We start from the raw sequence: 13642 nt of genomic DNA, 5'->3' as shown, positions 1-13642 counted from the left end.
AACTCCGGCGCCACAGGTGTTGCTAGGTACAACTCATATAACAACTGCGAGAGGATCAGGTTCCGCTCTGCAGCAGCATATTACGCACGTGGCCGATCGCCTTGGTCGGGTTCAGACCCTTCGGGCAAACGTTCACGCAGTTCATGATTCCGCGGCAGCGGAACACACTGAACGGGTCGTCCAGCGAAGCCAGGCGCTCTTCGGTCTTGGTGTCACGGCTGTCGGCCAGGAAACGATAGGCTTGCAGCAGTGCGGCCGGACCGAGGAACTTGTCGGGGTTCCACCAGAAGGACGGGCAGGAGGTCGAGCAGCAGGCGCACAGGATGCACTCGTACAGACCGTCCAGCTTCTCGCGCTCTTCCGGGGTCTGCAGACGCTCGATGGCCGGGGCCGGCGTATCGTTCTGCAGGAACGGCTTCACCTTCTCGTATTGCTTGTAGAAGATGCTCATGTCCACGACCAGGTCACGAATGACCGGCAGGCCAGGCAGCGGACGGATCACCAGCTTGCCGCCCTTCAGGCCGGCGGCCGACAGCGGGGTGATGCAGGCCAGGCCGTTCTTGCCGTTGATGTTCATGCCATCGGAGCCGCAGACGCCTTCACGGCAGGAACGACGGTAGGAGAAGCCCTCGTCCTGTTCCTTGATCAGCGCCAGCACGTCGAGGACCATCACGTCCTTGCCGTTGGTGTCGACCTGGAAATCCTGCATGTACGGCGCAGCATCTTTGTCGGGGTTGTAACGATAAACACTCACTTGCAACATGGCGGGCACCCTTAGTAAGTCCGAACCTTGGGTTCGAATGCCGGAACGGTCTTCGGCGCGAAGTTGACGGAACGCTTGGATACGCGCTTCTCACCCGGGAAGTACAGGGTGTGGCACAGCCAGTTCTCGTCGTCGCGCTCCTCGAAGTCTTCACGGGCGTGGGCGCCACGGGACTCCTTGCGGTGCTCGGCCGCGATCGCGGTGGCCTCGGCCACCTCGAGGAGGTTTTGCAGTTCCAGCGCTTCGATGCGCGCGGTGTTGAATGCCTGGCTCTTGTCGTTGATCTTGACGTTGGCGATACGCTCGCGCAGGTCGGCCAGCTGGGCGATGCCCTTCTGCATGTACTCGCCGGTGCGGAACACACCGAAGTAGTTCTGCATGCAGCTTTGCAGCTCGCGCTTGAGCGGAGCGACTTCTTCGCCGCTGGTGCGCTCGTTCACGCCGTTCAGGCGCTTGAAGGAGGCTTCCAGGTCGCTCTCGGAAGCGCCGCGGGCGTCGATGCCCTCTTTCAGCGCTTTTTCCAGGTGCAGACCGGCGGCACGGCCGAATACCACCAGATCGAGCAGCGAGTTGCCGCCCAGGCGGTTGGCGCCGTGTACCGATACGCAGGCCACTTCGCCCACGGCGAACAGGCCTTCGACGATCTGGTCGTTGCCGTTGGCGTCCTGGGTGATGGCCTGGCCATGGATGTTGGTGGCAACGCCGCCCATCATGTAGTGGCAGGTCGGGATCACCGGGATCGGCGCGACGACCGGGTCGACGTGGGCGAAGGTCTTGGACAGTTCGCAGATGCCGGGCAGGCGGCTGTGCAGGACTTCCTCGCCGAGGTGGTCGAGCTTCAGCAGCACGTGGTCCTTGTTCGGGCCCACGCCGTTGCCGGCCAGGACTTCCTTGACCATGGAACGGGCGACCACGTCGCGACCGGCCAGGTCCTTCGCGTTCGGCGCATAACGCTCCATGAAGCGCTCGCCGTGGGCGTTGATCAGGTAACCGCCTTCGCCGCGGCAACCTTCGGTGACCAGTACACCGGCGCCGGCGATGCCGGTCGGGTGGAACTGCCACATCTCGATGTCCTGCACCGGCACGCCGGCACGCAGGGCCATGCCCACGCCGTCACCGGTGTTGATCAGCGCGTTGGTGGTGGAGGCGTAGATACGGCCGGCACCACCAGTGGCCAGGACCACGGCCTTGGAACGGATGTAGACGGTCTCGCCGGTCTCGATGCAGATGGCGATGATGCCGACCACCGCGCCGTCCTGGTTCTTCACCAGGTCGACCGCGTACCACTCGTTGAGGAACGAGGTGCCATTCTTCAGGTTGGCCTGGTACAGGGTGTGCAGCAGCGCGTGGCCGGTACGGTCGGCGGCGGCGCAGGTACGGGCGGCCTGGCCACCCTTGCCGAAGTCCTTGGACTGGCCGCCGAACGGACGCTGGTAGATGCGGCCGGTTTCGGTACGGGAGAACGGCAGGCCCATGTGCTCGAGCTCGAACACGGCCTCGGGACCGACGGAACACATGTATTCGATCGCGTCCTGGTCACCGATGTAGTCGGAACCCTTGACGGTGTCGTACATGTGCCAACGCCAATCGTCGTTCGGGTCGGCCGAAGCGATCGCGCAGGTGATGCCGCCCTGTGCGGATACGGTGTGGGAACGGGTCGGGAAGACCTTGGTCACCACGGCGGTCTTGTGGCCGCCCTGGGCCAGTTGCAGCGCGGCACGCATGCCGGCGCCACCGCCACCGACGATGATGGCGTCAAAGGAAAGTGTACGAATGCTAGCCATGGATCACATACCCCAAAGAATCTGCACACCCCAGACGAAGAATGCGAACATCGCCATGCCGCAAACCGCCTGGAAGAGGAAACGCACGACTGTCGCCGCCTTGCCGAGAGCCATCGAAGTCAGGTAGTCGGTGGAGATGGTCCACATACCGACCCACGCATGGACGCTCAGGGCAACCAGGGTCAACAGGCTGAAGATGCGCATCCAACCCTGCGAGAACAGGCCGTGCCAGTCCGCGTAGGAAATGTTGGGGTGAGCAATGAGGTAGCCCAGCAGGAAAATGACATAAGCCGCGAGAACGACCGCGGAAACGCGCTGGGCCATCCAGTCGTAGAGGCCGGAGCGCGAGAAGTTTGTGACGTTAGTTACCATACCCATACCCCCGCCAGAACGATCAGCACCACCGCGATGGCGATGACGATTTTGGAGCCACGCTTACCGCCTTCCAGCGTCTCGCCGACGCCAGCGTCCATGACCAGGTGGCGAACACCGGCCACCAGGTGGTACAGCAGCGCAGACAGCAGGCCCCAGATCACCAGCTTGGCCAGGGGACTGGTCAGGCACGCCTTCACCTGCTCGAAGCCTTCTTCCGAACTCAGCGACTTGTCGAGCGCGAACAGCAGCACGGCAATACCGAGGAACAGGATGACGCCAGAGATACGGTGGAGAATGGACGTGTAAGCGGTGACAGGGAGTTTGATGGTCCTTAGGTCTAGGTTTACAGGTCGTTTGCTATTCACGGCTTTTTTCACACTGAGAGCCCTAACGAACAGGGCTAGTTGTCGGGAAGTGCACTTGTCAGGTACCCATCACCAGGGAGTGGCGACCGTCTATGAAAGCGGGCCAGGAATACCCCTTGCGGTCGGACGCCGAGTATAGACAGTTAGGCTACTAATGACAACGAAAACACCCATCGCCAAATGGTTGATTGCGGGCCTTTTATAAAAGGCGTAAATAGCCCCCTTTTTCTGCGAAAACCCCGCAACGAAAGGCTCTACGGCATGGATTCGCGCAAATTGACTTTCGAATTTATCCCTCTATAGTGGTGCGGGCCCTGCGTGGGGGGTACTGATGATTTCAAGCATAAATAGGAGGCCATCATGGCTGACAAAAAAGCGCAGTTGATCATCGAGGGCTCAGCCCCCGTCGAACTGCCCGTCCTATCCGGTACCATGGGTCCCGATGTAGTGGATGTACGGGGCCTCACCGCCACGGGCCACTTCACCTTCGATCCTGGCTTCATGTCGACCGCCTCCTGCGAGTCGAAGATCACCTATATCGACGGCGACAAAGGCGTCCTCCTCCATCGCGGCTACCCCATCGAGCAACTGGCGGAGAAATCCGACTACCTGGAAACCTGCTACCTGCTGCTGAACGGCGAGCTGCCCACCGCCGCGCAGAAGGAACAGTTCGTCGGCACCATCAAGAACCACACCATGGTTCACGAGCAGCTGAAGACCTTCTTCAACGGCTTCCGCCGCGACGCCCATCCGATGGCCGTGATGTGCGGCGTGATCGGCGCCCTCTCGGCCTTCTACCACGACTCCCTGGACATCAATAACCCGAAGCATCGCGAAGTCTCCGCGCATCGCCTGATCGCCAAGATGCCGACCATCGCCGCCATGGTGTACAAGTACTCCAAGGGCGAGCCGATGATGTATCCGCGTAACGACCTGAACTACGCGGAAAACTTCCTGCACATGATGTTCAACACCCCCTGCGAGACCAAGCCGATCAGCCCCGTGCTGGCCAAGGCCATGGACCGCATCTTCATTCTCCACGCCGACCACGAGCAGAACGCCTCCACCTCCACGGTGCGTCTGGCCGGCTCCTCCGGCGCCAATCCGTTCGCCTGCATCGCCTCCGGCATCGCCGCCCTGTGGGGACCGGCCCATGGCGGCGCGAACGAAGCGGTGCTGCGCATGCTCGACGAGATCGGCGACGTGTCCAACATCGACAAGTTCGTCGAGAAGGCCAAGGACAAGAACGATCCGTTCAAGCTGATGGGCTTCGGCCATCGTGTCTACAAGAACTTCGACCCGCGCGCCAAGGTCATGAAGCAGACCTGCGACGAGGTCCTCCAGGAACTGGGCATCAACGACCCGCAACTGGAACTGGCGATGAAGCTGGAAGAAATCGCCCGCCACGACCCCTACTTCGTGGAACGCAACCTGTACCCGAACGTCGACTTCTACTCGGGGATCATCCTCAAGGCGATCGGCATTCCGACCAGCATGTTCACCGTGATCTTCGCCCTGGCGCGTACCGTCGGCTGGATCTCGCACTGGCAGGAAATGCTCTCCGGTCCCTACAAGATCGGCCGCCCGCGCCAGCTCTATACCGGCCACACCCAGCGCGACTTCACCGCCCTCAAGGATCGCGGCTGAAACCCGTCACGCCTGGCGAGAAAGGCTGCTTCGGCAGCCTTTTTTGTGCCCGCCCCTTTCCTCCGGACACAAAAAAACCGCCCCGGAGGCGGTCTTTTTGCAAGGAAGGCGCGCTCAGCGCTTCTCGGCGGCGCTACGCAGGCCCTTGAGGGTGTTCAGCGGCGCGTCGACCACGAAGCTGTTGGCCAACCAGGAAGGAATGCTGCCACCCGGCTCGGTTTCCACCTGGTAGGTCACTTCCGTCACGCCCTGCCCCTTCGGCTGCAACTTCCACTCGCCGACCAGCTTGGGCACGCGGATCTGGCCCTTTTCCTCGGGGATATAGGTCGGATCGGCCTTAAGGTGACGGATCACGGTGCCATCCGCAGTCTTCTCGGTGGTGACATGGATGACCACGTCGCGACCGGTGACCGGCCAGGGCATGTCGATCTTCGAGTAGGTCCAGGCGTCGGCGCCTTCCTGCTTCAGGAGTTTCATCTCGGCGCAGGCATGGATCCACTTGCAGGAACCCTTGACGTCCTCCTGCAGCGCCTCGATGGTCGCCACGTCGGCCTTGATGTCGGTAACGCCGCGATAAGCCTTGTACTTGGAGCCCTGGACACTGCTGAGGTAGACCTTCACGCCGTCCTCGTCCTTGGCCAGCTTCCAGTCTTCGGCCAGCGCATTGCCGGCCACCCCGAACACTGCGGCAGCCAGCACGGTCATACGCAAAATGCCACGCATCGTTCCTGTTCCTCTCTTTATGGTTATTTTCGGTTCGCCGGCCGGGCGGTCGACGCCCTGCAAGCCGCGATCCTGAGCCTTCGGCGCAGGATGCGCAGCAGTATGGCGTGAGACAGCCAGACTTCCAACCCGTTCACGCGGCAGTGATGACTTCCCACTCCGCGATCAGGGCCAGCGCCTGCTCACGGCTGTCGCCGCAGATTTCCGGATCGGCGCCGAACTGGCCGCACACAGCCGGTCGCTCCGGTCGGCCGAACAGCCCGCAGAGATGGTTTTCGTCCAGGTGCAGGCAGCGTACGCCCGCGGGCTTGCCGGCCGGCATGCCCGGCAGCGGAGAGGAAATCGACGGTGCTATGCAGCAGGCGCCGCAGCCGGCTCTACATTGCATGGGAAGGATCTCGCCCGAAAGTTGGCAGAGGAGCGGCCAGGACAGCCGTCCGGAACGGGCGCAAAGAATACGGACCGGCCAGGCCGCCGCCAAGCCCGGCGGATCAGCGGCGCGTTTCCGCCTCGAGACGCGCGCTGCGAAGCTGCCACTGCTCGCGGTTGCCGGCAGCGAACAGCCAGGCCCTGGCCGACTCGGTCGCAGCCCGCCATTGCACCCGGCCCGGCTCGCGCAGGTCGAGGGATTGCGCCGCCGTCGAGTGGCCGAGGAAGGCGTTGCCAGCGGAACTCCAGTAGCCGGCGACCCCGGCCGGCAAGACCCAGGAGCGACCTTCCGCCTCGTCATCGACGATACCGGACAAGCGCTCCCCCGCTCCACGCCGCCAGGACAGGGCGACCCGGTTCAGCTCGCTGTCCGCCAGGGCGACGCGCACCTCCACGCCGCCCTGGCGCGGCTCGAACGACAGCTCGTAGGCGCTGAGCCGACCATCGGCGCAGCGCAGGTGGCCCTTCAGGGACAAGCGTCGACCGACCAGTTCGAAGCTCTCCAGGCTCTGCTCCTGGCAGCGCAACTGCAGACGACCGGCGCTTTCCCGCCCGGCCCCGAGAAAACCGCCCTCGCTCTCCCACAACGGCGGCCGGGCGCTACCCGCCACTGACAGGGCGAGGCTCTTGCCGCCCCAGCTCAAGCGGTATTCGCCCAGGTCGAAATCGCGCGGGATGGCAAACGCCGGCGGCACCCGCAGCTCGCTCCACAGAGCCGGCTCCCGCGACGCCTGGCTCGCCCACCAGGCGGCCGCCAGCACGACGGCCAGCCCGCTCAAGGCGAGGCCCCAGACCAGCGAGCGCTTGTGCAACCGCATACCTTTCATCCTTTTCCGAGCACCAACCCCTACCGACCGATGCCTGCCCACTTGGTTTTATCGCCGCAGCCAATTAGGCTGCGCCGTCCCAGCCCTCCGGAGCCCATCCATCATGCCTGTCTGGCTGCAAACCGCCTTGTTGCTAGCCTGCTCCAACCTGTTCATGACCTTCGCCTGGTATGGCCACCTGAAGACCCTCAACAGCAAGCCCTGGATCATCGCCGCCCTGATCAGCTGGGGTATCGCGCTGTTCGAATACCTGCTGCAGGTGCCGGCCAACCGCATCGGCTACACCGAACTCTCGGTCGGCCAACTGAAGATCATGCAGGAAGTCATCACCCTGGCGGTCTTCGTCCCGTTCAGCGTCTACTTCATGCAGCAGCCGCTGAAACTGGACTACCTCTGGGCCGGCCTGTGCCTGCTCGGCGCGGTGTACTTCATCTTCCGCGCCTGAGCCGCGTCACGAACGTAGCCGGGCGATCAGGCTGGAGGTATCCCAACGACCGCCGCCCATCGCCTGCACTTCGGCGTAGAACTGGTCGACCAGCGCCGTGACCGGCAACTGCGCGCCGTTGCGTCGCGCCTCGGCGAGCAGGATCGACAGGTCCTTGCGCATCCAATCCACGGCGAAGCCGAAGTCGAACTCTCCGGCCAGCATGCTCTGGTGGCGGTTTTCCAGTTGCCAGGACTGGGCCGCGCCCTTGCCGATCACCTGCATCGCCGCCTCGCCGTCGAGACCGGCGCACTGGGCGAAGTGCAGCGCCTCGGCCAAGCCCTGGAGCAGCCCCGCGACGCAGATCTGGTTGACCATCTTGGTCAATTGCCCGCTACCCACGTCGCCCATTCGCCGGACCATCCGCGCATAGCTGCGCAGCAGCGGTTCGGCGCGTCGATAGAAGGCCTCCTCGCCACCGACCATCACCGTCAGGGCGCCGTTGACCGCGCCCGCCTGGCCGCCGGAGACCGGCGCGTCGAGAAAGCCCAGCTCACGCTCGGCAGCCAGCAGCGACAGCTCGCGGGCGACTTCCGCCGAAGCGGTGGTGTGGTCGACGAACAGGCTGCCCGGCGCCATTCCGGCGAAGGCGCCCTGCTCGCCCAGCGCCACGGCACGCAGGTCGTCGTCGTTACCGACGCAGCAGAACACCAGTTCGGCGCCGGCACAGGCCTCGCGCGGCGTATCGGCGTATCGTCCGGCGTACTCCTCGACCCAGCGCAGCGCCTTGGCCGACGAGCGATTATAGACGCAGACGTGATAGCCCTCGCGCTGCAGGTGCCCGGCCATCGGGTAGCCCATCGTGCCCAGGCCGAGAAATGCGACCGCAGTCATTCCGTCATCTCCTCGAAATCCGATCCCGCAGCCTAGCACAGCGGTTTGCCGAGGTCCGGAAGCCCCGCCATACTCAGCGCGGACCCTGGTATGGATAGCTCCGATGCCTCACTGGCTGGTAATCGATCTGGAGGCCACTACCGCGGAAGGCGGCTGGCCCCTGGAGGAAATGGAAATCATCGAGATCGGCGCCACCCTGGTCGCCGCCGCGGACGCCCGCGAACTGGACCACTTCCAGCGTTTCGTACGACCGGTCAGGCGGCCGCTGCTGACCCACTTCTGCCGCGACCTCACGCATATCAGCCAGGCCAACGTCGATGGCGCCGCCCATCTCGACACGGTCTGGGAAGCCTTCGAGCGCTGGCTCGCCCAGCATCGTCCGCGACTGGCCGGCTGGGCCAGCTGGGGCGACTACGACCGCCGCCAGCTGGAGCAGGAATGGCGCCAGCACGGGCTGACCAGCCAGCTCAGCGAAGTGCCGCACGTCAATCTCAAGCAACGCTTCGGCGAAGTCCGCCAGCTGCCCCGCCCGGTCGGCCTGAACGCGGCCCTGCAACTGGCCGGGATGAGTTTCCAGGGCCAGCAGCACCGCGCCCTGGAGGATGCCCGCAATACCGCACGGCTGCTGCCGCTGGTATTGCCGGTGGAGCATTGAACGAGGCCCGCGCCGCCTAGTGACGCCTTTCCGAGGCTTGGGCATACTGGCGGGCCTTTTCAAACCCGCCTGTTCACCCCTTCAGGAGAAGCCCATGTTCAAGGTCAACGAATACTTCGACGGCACCGTCAAATCCATCGCCTTCGACATGACCGCCGGCCCGGCCACCATCGGCGTGATGGCGGCAGGCGAATACGAATTCGGCACCAGCCAGCTGGAGATCATGCATGTGGTCGCCGGCGCGCTGACGGTCAAGCTGCAGGGCAGCGACGAGTGGCAGGAATACGCCAGCGGCAGCCAGTTCACCGTCCCGGCGAACAGCAAGTTCCAGCTCAAGGTCGCCCAGGACACCGCCTACCTCTGCGAATACCGCTGAGCCCGGGCAGACAGGAAAACCGGCCGCAGGCCGGTTTTTTCTTGGCCGCCGTCCAGCGGCGGCGGAGGGATCGGTACGCTCATCCGCCGCTGGAGCGGCTTGCCTAGCCCATTCAGCCCTGCGGGAAGCGGTAGTGGCCGATGACCTGGTAGCGGAACAGCAGGTCCTCTTCCCGCACGCCGGCACCGATGTTGTGCAACACCAGCGGCCTGCCCTCCAGCCTGCGATCGGAAAGCACGCCGATATGCAGCAGGCCGTTGTCCAGGCGCCAGGCGACTATGTCTCCGGCCCGGTAGGCGGAGGCGTCGCGGCTCGGCGTCAGTGCCAGGCCCTGGCGGCTGAACCAGGTCATCAGGTTCGGTACGCGGCGGTGATCGATGTTGCGGTCGGTGCCTTTCATCCCCCATTGCTGCGGGTAGGCCGCGAAGTGGCGACGCATGTCCTCGTGCACCGCCTTCTGCAGGTCCAGCCCCTGTCCACGCAGCGCACGGACCACCACGTCGGTGCAGACCCCGGTCTGCAGCGGCACGTCGCCGCCCGGATAGTCCAGTTGCCGGTAGGCCGGGTCGTAGCCCAGGGTCACGCCCACCTGGGCACGCGCCGCATCCACCAGTCGCTGCGGTTCGACCGCAGCGGCCGCCGCCAGTGGCAGTCCGAGCATGGCGAGCAGCAACAGGCGGCGCAGCGCGCCGGATACGTCCTTGTCCATCCTTTTCCTCCTAGGCGCCCGCGGGCGCGTCCTGGTCCTTCCCGTATCCCAGCGGATACAGCAGTTCTTCCTTGTAGCCGGCCCAGACCCGGATGGCGTCCGGGAAGCTGTCGTCCAGCGCCGGGTCGCCGCTGTCGACCAGCAACGGGCGGCCCCCGAGGGTCCCCAGCTTGCGCTTGGTGGCGACCACCCGCATGCGCTCCAGGCCGATGGCGCGCAACACCCGGGGACTGATCTGCTGGTTGCCGCGACCGATCACGTGGCCCTGGCCGCCGATGGCGGTGACCAGCAGGAACGCCGGATGACCGTCCACCAGTTCGAACAGCCGCGCCTCGTCGACGTCGCGGGCGAGCACCGCGCCATTCTCCAGCACGTCGACGCCCAGCAGGGTGGTTTCCAGGCCGAGATTGCGCGCCAGGCCATGCAGGGTCGAGCCCGGTCCGAGCACATAGCGCACACCGTCTTCCCAGCTTTCCGCCAGCCAGTCGGCGAGGTCCACCAGCACCAGCTCCTCGGACTCCATCCCTGCCTGCTTCACGTGCTGCATGAAGTGGCCCTCCTCCGGCACCGTCATCTCGCCGTACCAACGCGCGGCGACGCGGCCGGCGCGCAGCGCCTCTTCGTCGAGGTCGCGCACCTCGCCGCTGGCCAGGCGCACCAGGCCGCCCTCGACCAGGCGCCTGGCCAATTCGCCGGCCGCGCGCGGACTGATGGCATAGACCCCGGAGTGGATCTTCACCCCGGCCGGAATGCCGAGCACCGGCTGTTGCTCGCGCACCACCCCGGCAACATCCCGTGCTGTGCCATCACCACCGGCGAACAGGATCAGGGCGACGCCGGCCTCCTGCAAACGCTCGACCGCCAACCGGGTATCCGCCGCGCTGCTGACCGCTCCCTGCCACTCGCCGAGCAGGCGATGGCGGAAGCCCATGCGCTCGAGCAACTCGCCGCCCATGGCCCCGGGAAAGGTCAGGAACTCGATCTTCTCGACCAGCGGCAACAGGCACTCCAGGGCTATCCGGGTGCGCTCCAGCGCACGTGGTTCGGCGCCTCTGGCCAGGGCCTCGGCGGCCACCCCGTCGCTGCCCTTCAAGGCGACCGGGCCACCCAGCCCGGCCAAGGGATTGACCACCAACCCCAGGCGAAACATGTCCATACTCATCCTCGGGCGAACTCCAGGACGCCCACACCGGTCGGACCACTATAACCAGAAAAACCCAGCGGTAGCCGGCAAGCTGGCACGCCGGCTGCAAGATTGCTATGGTCCATGGCTTTCGCGTTGGAGCGGCACGACATCCGCCGTTTGTCACGGCGGTTTCATCTGCGCTCCCTAGACTGCCGATAAACCTGATGAGGAGACGGGCAATGAATTCGCAACACACCGATACCGCCAAGCGCCGCGTGATCCCCTTCAATACGCAGCAGCACAGCGGTGGCGCCATCATCGACGCCCAGGGCCGGGAAATCCCGATCACCGAGGTGATGATCCAGCGCGCCTGCCGCGAGCTGGACAGGTCCCTGGAGCAGGAACAGAAGCAGGCCTGAGTGCCCGCCAGCACGACTTCGAAGCCCGGCATCCGCCGGGCTTTTTTTCGCTTGCGCGAAGCCGCGCCCTAGCTCGGCGCCGACAGGTCCTCGCCGACCAGGTCGAGGAAGGTCTCGACGATCCGCCGCGAGCGCTGTTCGCGCAGGCACACCAGGGTCTCGGTCAGGCGTCGCTGGCAATCGACGATGGGCAGCGCATGGACCCGCGTGTCGGCGCCGAACTCCGCGGCCGACACCACCCCCACGCCGATCCCCGCCACCACCGCCTCGCGCGAGGCCTCGCGGCCCTCGACCTGGATCGCCGGGCGGATCCGCAGGCCGGCGCGGCTCATCTCCTCCTCCAGGGTCTGGCGGGTCACCGAGCCCTGCTCGCGCAGCACCAGCGGCATGTCGTCGAGATCGGCGAGGCGGATCGACTCGCGCCCGGCCCACGGATGGCTGAGCGAAACGAAGGCGACGATCGGATCGTTGCGCAGGGTCAGCGAAAGCAACCGCTCGTCGCTGACGTCCCGGCCCAACAGGGCCAGGTCGGCCTGGTAGCTGAACAGTCGCTGCAGAGACTCGTCGGTATTGCCGGTCTCCACCCGCACCGCGATACCCGGATAGCGCTCGCAGAAACGCGCGATCTGCGGCAATACGTGCACCGGCGCATCCACCGCCAGGGTCAGGGTGCCGGTCCGCAGGGCGCTGGAGGCGGACAACAGCTCCTCCGCCTCGGCCTCGATCGCGAACAGCCGCTGGGTCACCGCGAGCAGGCGCTCGCCCAGTTCGCTCAGGCGCACCGAGCGCTTGTTACGGTGGAACAGCAGAACGCCGTAACGCTCCTCCAGCTTGCGCACCTGGTCGGAAACCGCCGGCTGGGTGAGAAACAGGCGCTCGGCGGCGCGCGTGAAGCTGCCGTACACGGCGACCGCATGGAAAGCCTTCAACTGCGCATGGGATACCGACATGGACCTTCACCACTCCAGGCAGGACAAGGGGTTCCGCGCCATGGGCGGCGCACACGGGGATGACCGTTCGGTCAACTTCCTCGACCCACGCCGCGCCAGGCCTACGGATAAACAAGTAAAACTTATATTTAAAATTTGATAAATCGATTTCATTTATTTATCCGGAATTGTTTCCATCCCTTCACCACAGCGCGCCAGCGCCTCGGCAGCCAGCCCCTGCCTGGGCATCCGCAACCCTTACCCAGGAGGTGAAGCCGACTCCAGATCCCTCTGACCAGGCACCGCGACATGGCGGTGCGGAAGTGCTCATCAGAACAACAACAAGGCGTGTTCCCCTCACACCTGCCGGCACCGATAACAAGATCGAGGTCAGAACCATGAATCAACGTCCCGGGACGGCGCTGCCGTCCTATCCCGTGTCCAGCTTCCAGCGCTGGCGCCTGCAGATATTCGCGATCACCTGGCTGGCCTACGCCGCCTTCTATTTCACCCGCAAGGCCTTTTCCGTCGCCAAGCTCGGCATCGCCGAAGATCCGGGCTTCCAGTTGGACAAGATGGCGATGGCCGATCTCGACGCCATCTACCTCGCCGCCTATGCCGTCGGCCAGTTCACCTGGGGCGTGCTGGCCGACCGCTTCGGCCCGCGCATCGTGGTGTTCGGCGGCCTGCTGATCTCCGCACTGGCCGCGCTGGTCATGGGCACCTTCGCCACCCTGCCGATCTTCGCCACTTGCATGGTGGTCCAGGGACTGGCGCAGTCCACCGGCTGGTCGGGGCTGTGCAAGAACATCGGCAGTTTCTTCGCCACTCACGAACGCGGTCGGGTGCTCGGCCTGTGGAGCACCTGCTACGCCTTCGGCGGCCTGGTCGCCTCGCCGTTCGCCGGCTGGTGGGCGTACAGCGTGTTCGGTACCTGGCACGCGGCGTTCTACTCCAGCGCCGCGGTGGTCGGCGGCGTGGCCCTGCTGTTCCTGTTGTTGCAGCGCAACCGCCCGGAGGACGTCGGCCATCCACCCGTCGAACCGCAGGTCGCGAGCGAGGCCGTGCGCTATGCCGGCTTCAGGCCGGAAGGCGGCAACGGCGGCAGCCTGCAGGTACTCGCCAAGGTGGTGCGCAACCGCACGGTGCTCTGCCTCGGCCTGGCCTACTTCCTGCTCAAGCCGGCGCGCTACGCGA

At 65.1% G+C, this 13642-nt stretch carries 17 protein-coding genes; 6 read left to right on the top strand and 11 right to left on the bottom strand.

Features of this window, described 5'->3' with window-relative positions:
- Positions 1–55: 55 nt before the first annotated feature.
- The 4 genes from HMPREF2914_RS23075 to sdhC are packed head-to-tail and all read right to left on the bottom strand — an operon-like array spanning position 56 to position 3299.
- Positions 56–763: a succinate dehydrogenase iron-sulfur subunit gene (locus HMPREF2914_RS23075; RefSeq protein ID WP_003087410.1), complete on the bottom strand. Its 708-nt coding sequence runs from the start codon at positions 761–763 to the stop codon at positions 56–58.
- A gap of 11 nt (positions 764–774) precedes the next feature.
- On the bottom strand, positions 775–2547 hold the full coding sequence (gene sdhA / locus HMPREF2914_RS23070) for a succinate dehydrogenase flavoprotein subunit (protein WP_003087407.1): 1773 nt from the start codon (positions 2545–2547) through the stop codon (positions 775–777).
- A gap of 3 nt (positions 2548–2550) precedes the next feature.
- Positions 2551–2919, bottom strand: a complete 369-nt coding sequence (gene sdhD / locus HMPREF2914_RS23065) for a succinate dehydrogenase, hydrophobic membrane anchor protein (RefSeq protein WP_003104386.1) — start codon at positions 2917–2919, stop codon at positions 2551–2553.
- On the bottom strand, positions 2913–3299 hold the full coding sequence (gene sdhC / locus HMPREF2914_RS23060) for a succinate dehydrogenase, cytochrome b556 subunit (RefSeq protein ID WP_003104388.1): 387 nt from the start codon (positions 3297–3299) through the stop codon (positions 2913–2915). The genes sdhD and sdhC overlap by 7 nt, the downstream gene beginning before the upstream one ends.
- Positions 3300–3647: 348 nt before the next feature.
- Here sdhC and gltA point away from each other — a divergent pair, with 348 nt between their 5' ends.
- Complete coding sequence (gene gltA, locus HMPREF2914_RS23055; RefSeq protein WP_003087400.1) at positions 3648–4934, top strand: citrate synthase; 1287 nt, start codon at positions 3648–3650, stop codon at positions 4932–4934.
- 114 nt (positions 4935–5048) lie between these two features.
- On the opposite strand, the gene HMPREF2914_RS23050 is transcribed toward gltA, so the two are convergent.
- From HMPREF2914_RS23050 to HMPREF2914_RS23040, 3 genes are all read right to left on the bottom strand, one after another.
- Positions 5049–5657 (bottom strand): START domain-containing protein, encoded by a 609-nt coding sequence (locus tag HMPREF2914_RS23050; protein WP_003104390.1) that lies wholly within the window; start codon positions 5655–5657, stop codon positions 5049–5051.
- Positions 5658–5790: 133 nt separating this feature from the next.
- Positions 5791–6045, bottom strand: a complete 255-nt coding sequence (locus tag HMPREF2914_RS23045; RefSeq protein WP_003087397.1) for a YkgJ family cysteine cluster protein — start codon at positions 6043–6045, stop codon at positions 5791–5793.
- Between the two features lie 103 nt (positions 6046–6148).
- Positions 6149–6904: a hypothetical protein gene (locus tag HMPREF2914_RS23040; RefSeq protein WP_003104393.1), complete on the bottom strand. Its 756-nt coding sequence runs from the start codon at positions 6902–6904 to the stop codon at positions 6149–6151.
- A gap of 112 nt (positions 6905–7016) precedes the next feature.
- Between HMPREF2914_RS23040 and HMPREF2914_RS23035 the strand changes: the two genes are divergently transcribed.
- Positions 7017–7358 carry a DMT family protein gene (locus HMPREF2914_RS23035; RefSeq protein WP_003087393.1) on the top strand — a complete coding sequence of 114 codons (342 nt, stop codon included), beginning with the start codon at positions 7017–7019 and terminating at the stop codon, positions 7356–7358.
- 6 nt (positions 7359–7364) lie between these two features.
- Here the strand turns inward: HMPREF2914_RS23035 and HMPREF2914_RS23030 are convergent, their stop codons facing one another.
- On the bottom strand, positions 7365–8231 hold the full coding sequence (locus tag HMPREF2914_RS23030; protein WP_003110964.1) for an NAD(P)-dependent oxidoreductase: 867 nt from the start codon (positions 8229–8231) through the stop codon (positions 7365–7367).
- A 103-nt stretch (positions 8232–8334) separates the two neighbouring features.
- Between HMPREF2914_RS23030 and HMPREF2914_RS23025 the strand changes: the two genes are divergently transcribed.
- Positions 8335–8886, top strand: coding sequence for a 3'-5' exonuclease (locus HMPREF2914_RS23025; RefSeq protein WP_003087377.1), 552 nt, complete (start codon positions 8335–8337; stop codon positions 8884–8886).
- Between the two features lie 94 nt (positions 8887–8980).
- On the top strand, positions 8981–9262 hold the full coding sequence (locus HMPREF2914_RS23020) for a pyrimidine/purine nucleoside phosphorylase (RefSeq protein WP_023091999.1): 282 nt from the start codon (positions 8981–8983) through the stop codon (positions 9260–9262).
- A gap of 112 nt (positions 9263–9374) precedes the next feature.
- On the opposite strand, the gene HMPREF2914_RS23015 is transcribed toward HMPREF2914_RS23020, so the two are convergent.
- Both HMPREF2914_RS23015 and HMPREF2914_RS23010 read right to left on the bottom strand, forming a co-directional pair.
- A complete protein-coding gene (locus HMPREF2914_RS23015; protein ID WP_003087371.1) occupies positions 9375–9971 on the bottom strand; it encodes a DUF1287 domain-containing protein in 597 nt (198 codons plus the stop codon).
- Positions 9972–9981: 10 nt separating this feature from the next.
- Positions 9982–11127: an ATP-NAD kinase family protein gene (locus HMPREF2914_RS23010; RefSeq protein ID WP_023092000.1), complete on the bottom strand. Its 1146-nt coding sequence runs from the start codon at positions 11125–11127 to the stop codon at positions 9982–9984.
- A 209-nt stretch (positions 11128–11336) separates the two neighbouring features.
- Here HMPREF2914_RS23010 and HMPREF2914_RS23005 point away from each other — a divergent pair, with 209 nt between their 5' ends.
- Positions 11337–11516 (top strand): PA1571 family protein, encoded by a 180-nt coding sequence (locus tag HMPREF2914_RS23005; RefSeq protein ID WP_003087367.1) that lies wholly within the window; start codon positions 11337–11339, stop codon positions 11514–11516.
- A 68-nt stretch (positions 11517–11584) separates the two neighbouring features.
- On the opposite strand, the gene HMPREF2914_RS23000 is transcribed toward HMPREF2914_RS23005, so the two are convergent.
- Positions 11585–12466: a LysR substrate-binding domain-containing protein gene (locus HMPREF2914_RS23000; protein WP_003140168.1), complete on the bottom strand. Its 882-nt coding sequence runs from the start codon at positions 12464–12466 to the stop codon at positions 11585–11587.
- Positions 12467–12843: 377 nt separating this feature from the next.
- Between HMPREF2914_RS23000 and HMPREF2914_RS22995 the strand changes: the two genes are divergently transcribed.
- The coding region (locus tag HMPREF2914_RS22995; protein ID WP_139148223.1) for an MFS transporter at positions 12844–13642 on the top strand (799 nt) is incomplete at its 3' end.

This window comes from Pseudomonas sp. HMSC067G02, from assembly GCF_001813485.1.
In the GTDB taxonomy this organism is placed as follows: Bacteria; Pseudomonadota; Gammaproteobacteria; order Pseudomonadales; family Pseudomonadaceae; genus Pseudomonas; species Pseudomonas aeruginosa.
The sequence above is the reverse complement of the archived record's forward strand: the minus strand, read 5'-3'. Positions and strand labels throughout refer to the sequence as shown.

Coding starts and splice junctions, on each gene's coding strand:
- HMPREF2914_RS23030 (WP_003110964.1), bottom strand. CDS start 8,231: ATGACTGCGGTCGCATTTCTCGGCCTGGGCACGATGGGCTACCCGATG.
- HMPREF2914_RS23010 (WP_023092000.1), bottom strand. CDS start 11,127: ATGGACATGTTTCGCCTGGGGTTGGTGGTCAATCCCTTGGCCGGGCTG.
- HMPREF2914_RS23020 (WP_023091999.1), top strand. CDS start 8,981: ATGTTCAAGGTCAACGAATACTTCGACGGCACCGTCAAATCCATCGCC.
- HMPREF2914_RS23025 (WP_003087377.1), top strand. CDS start 8,335: ATGCCTCACTGGCTGGTAATCGATCTGGAGGCCACTACCGCGGAAGGC.
- HMPREF2914_RS23005 (WP_003087367.1), top strand. CDS start 11,337: ATGAATTCGCAACACACCGATACCGCCAAGCGCCGCGTGATCCCCTTC.
- HMPREF2914_RS23050 (WP_003104390.1), bottom strand. CDS start 5,657: ATGCGTGGCATTTTGCGTATGACCGTGCTGGCTGCCGCAGTGTTCGGG.
- gltA (WP_003087400.1), top strand. CDS start 3,648: ATGGCTGACAAAAAAGCGCAGTTGATCATCGAGGGCTCAGCCCCCGTC.
- HMPREF2914_RS23040 (WP_003104393.1), bottom strand. CDS start 6,904: ATGCGGTTGCACAAGCGCTCGCTGGTCTGGGGCCTCGCCTTGAGCGGG.
- HMPREF2914_RS23075 (WP_003087410.1), bottom strand. CDS start 763: ATGTTGCAAGTGAGTGTTTATCGTTACAACCCCGACAAAGATGCTGCG.
- sdhD (WP_003104386.1), bottom strand. CDS start 2,919: ATGGTAACTAACGTCACAAACTTCTCGCGCTCCGGCCTCTACGACTGG.
- HMPREF2914_RS23015 (WP_003087371.1), bottom strand. CDS start 9,971: ATGGACAAGGACGTATCCGGCGCGCTGCGCCGCCTGTTGCTGCTCGCC.
- HMPREF2914_RS23035 (WP_003087393.1), top strand. CDS start 7,017: ATGCCTGTCTGGCTGCAAACCGCCTTGTTGCTAGCCTGCTCCAACCTG.
- sdhA (WP_003087407.1), bottom strand. CDS start 2,547: ATGGCTAGCATTCGTACACTTTCCTTTGACGCCATCATCGTCGGTGGC.
- HMPREF2914_RS23045 (WP_003087397.1), bottom strand. CDS start 6,045: ATGCAATGTAGAGCCGGCTGCGGCGCCTGCTGCATAGCACCGTCGATT.
- HMPREF2914_RS23000 (WP_003140168.1), bottom strand. CDS start 12,466: ATGTCGGTATCCCATGCGCAGTTGAAGGCTTTCCATGCGGTCGCCGTG.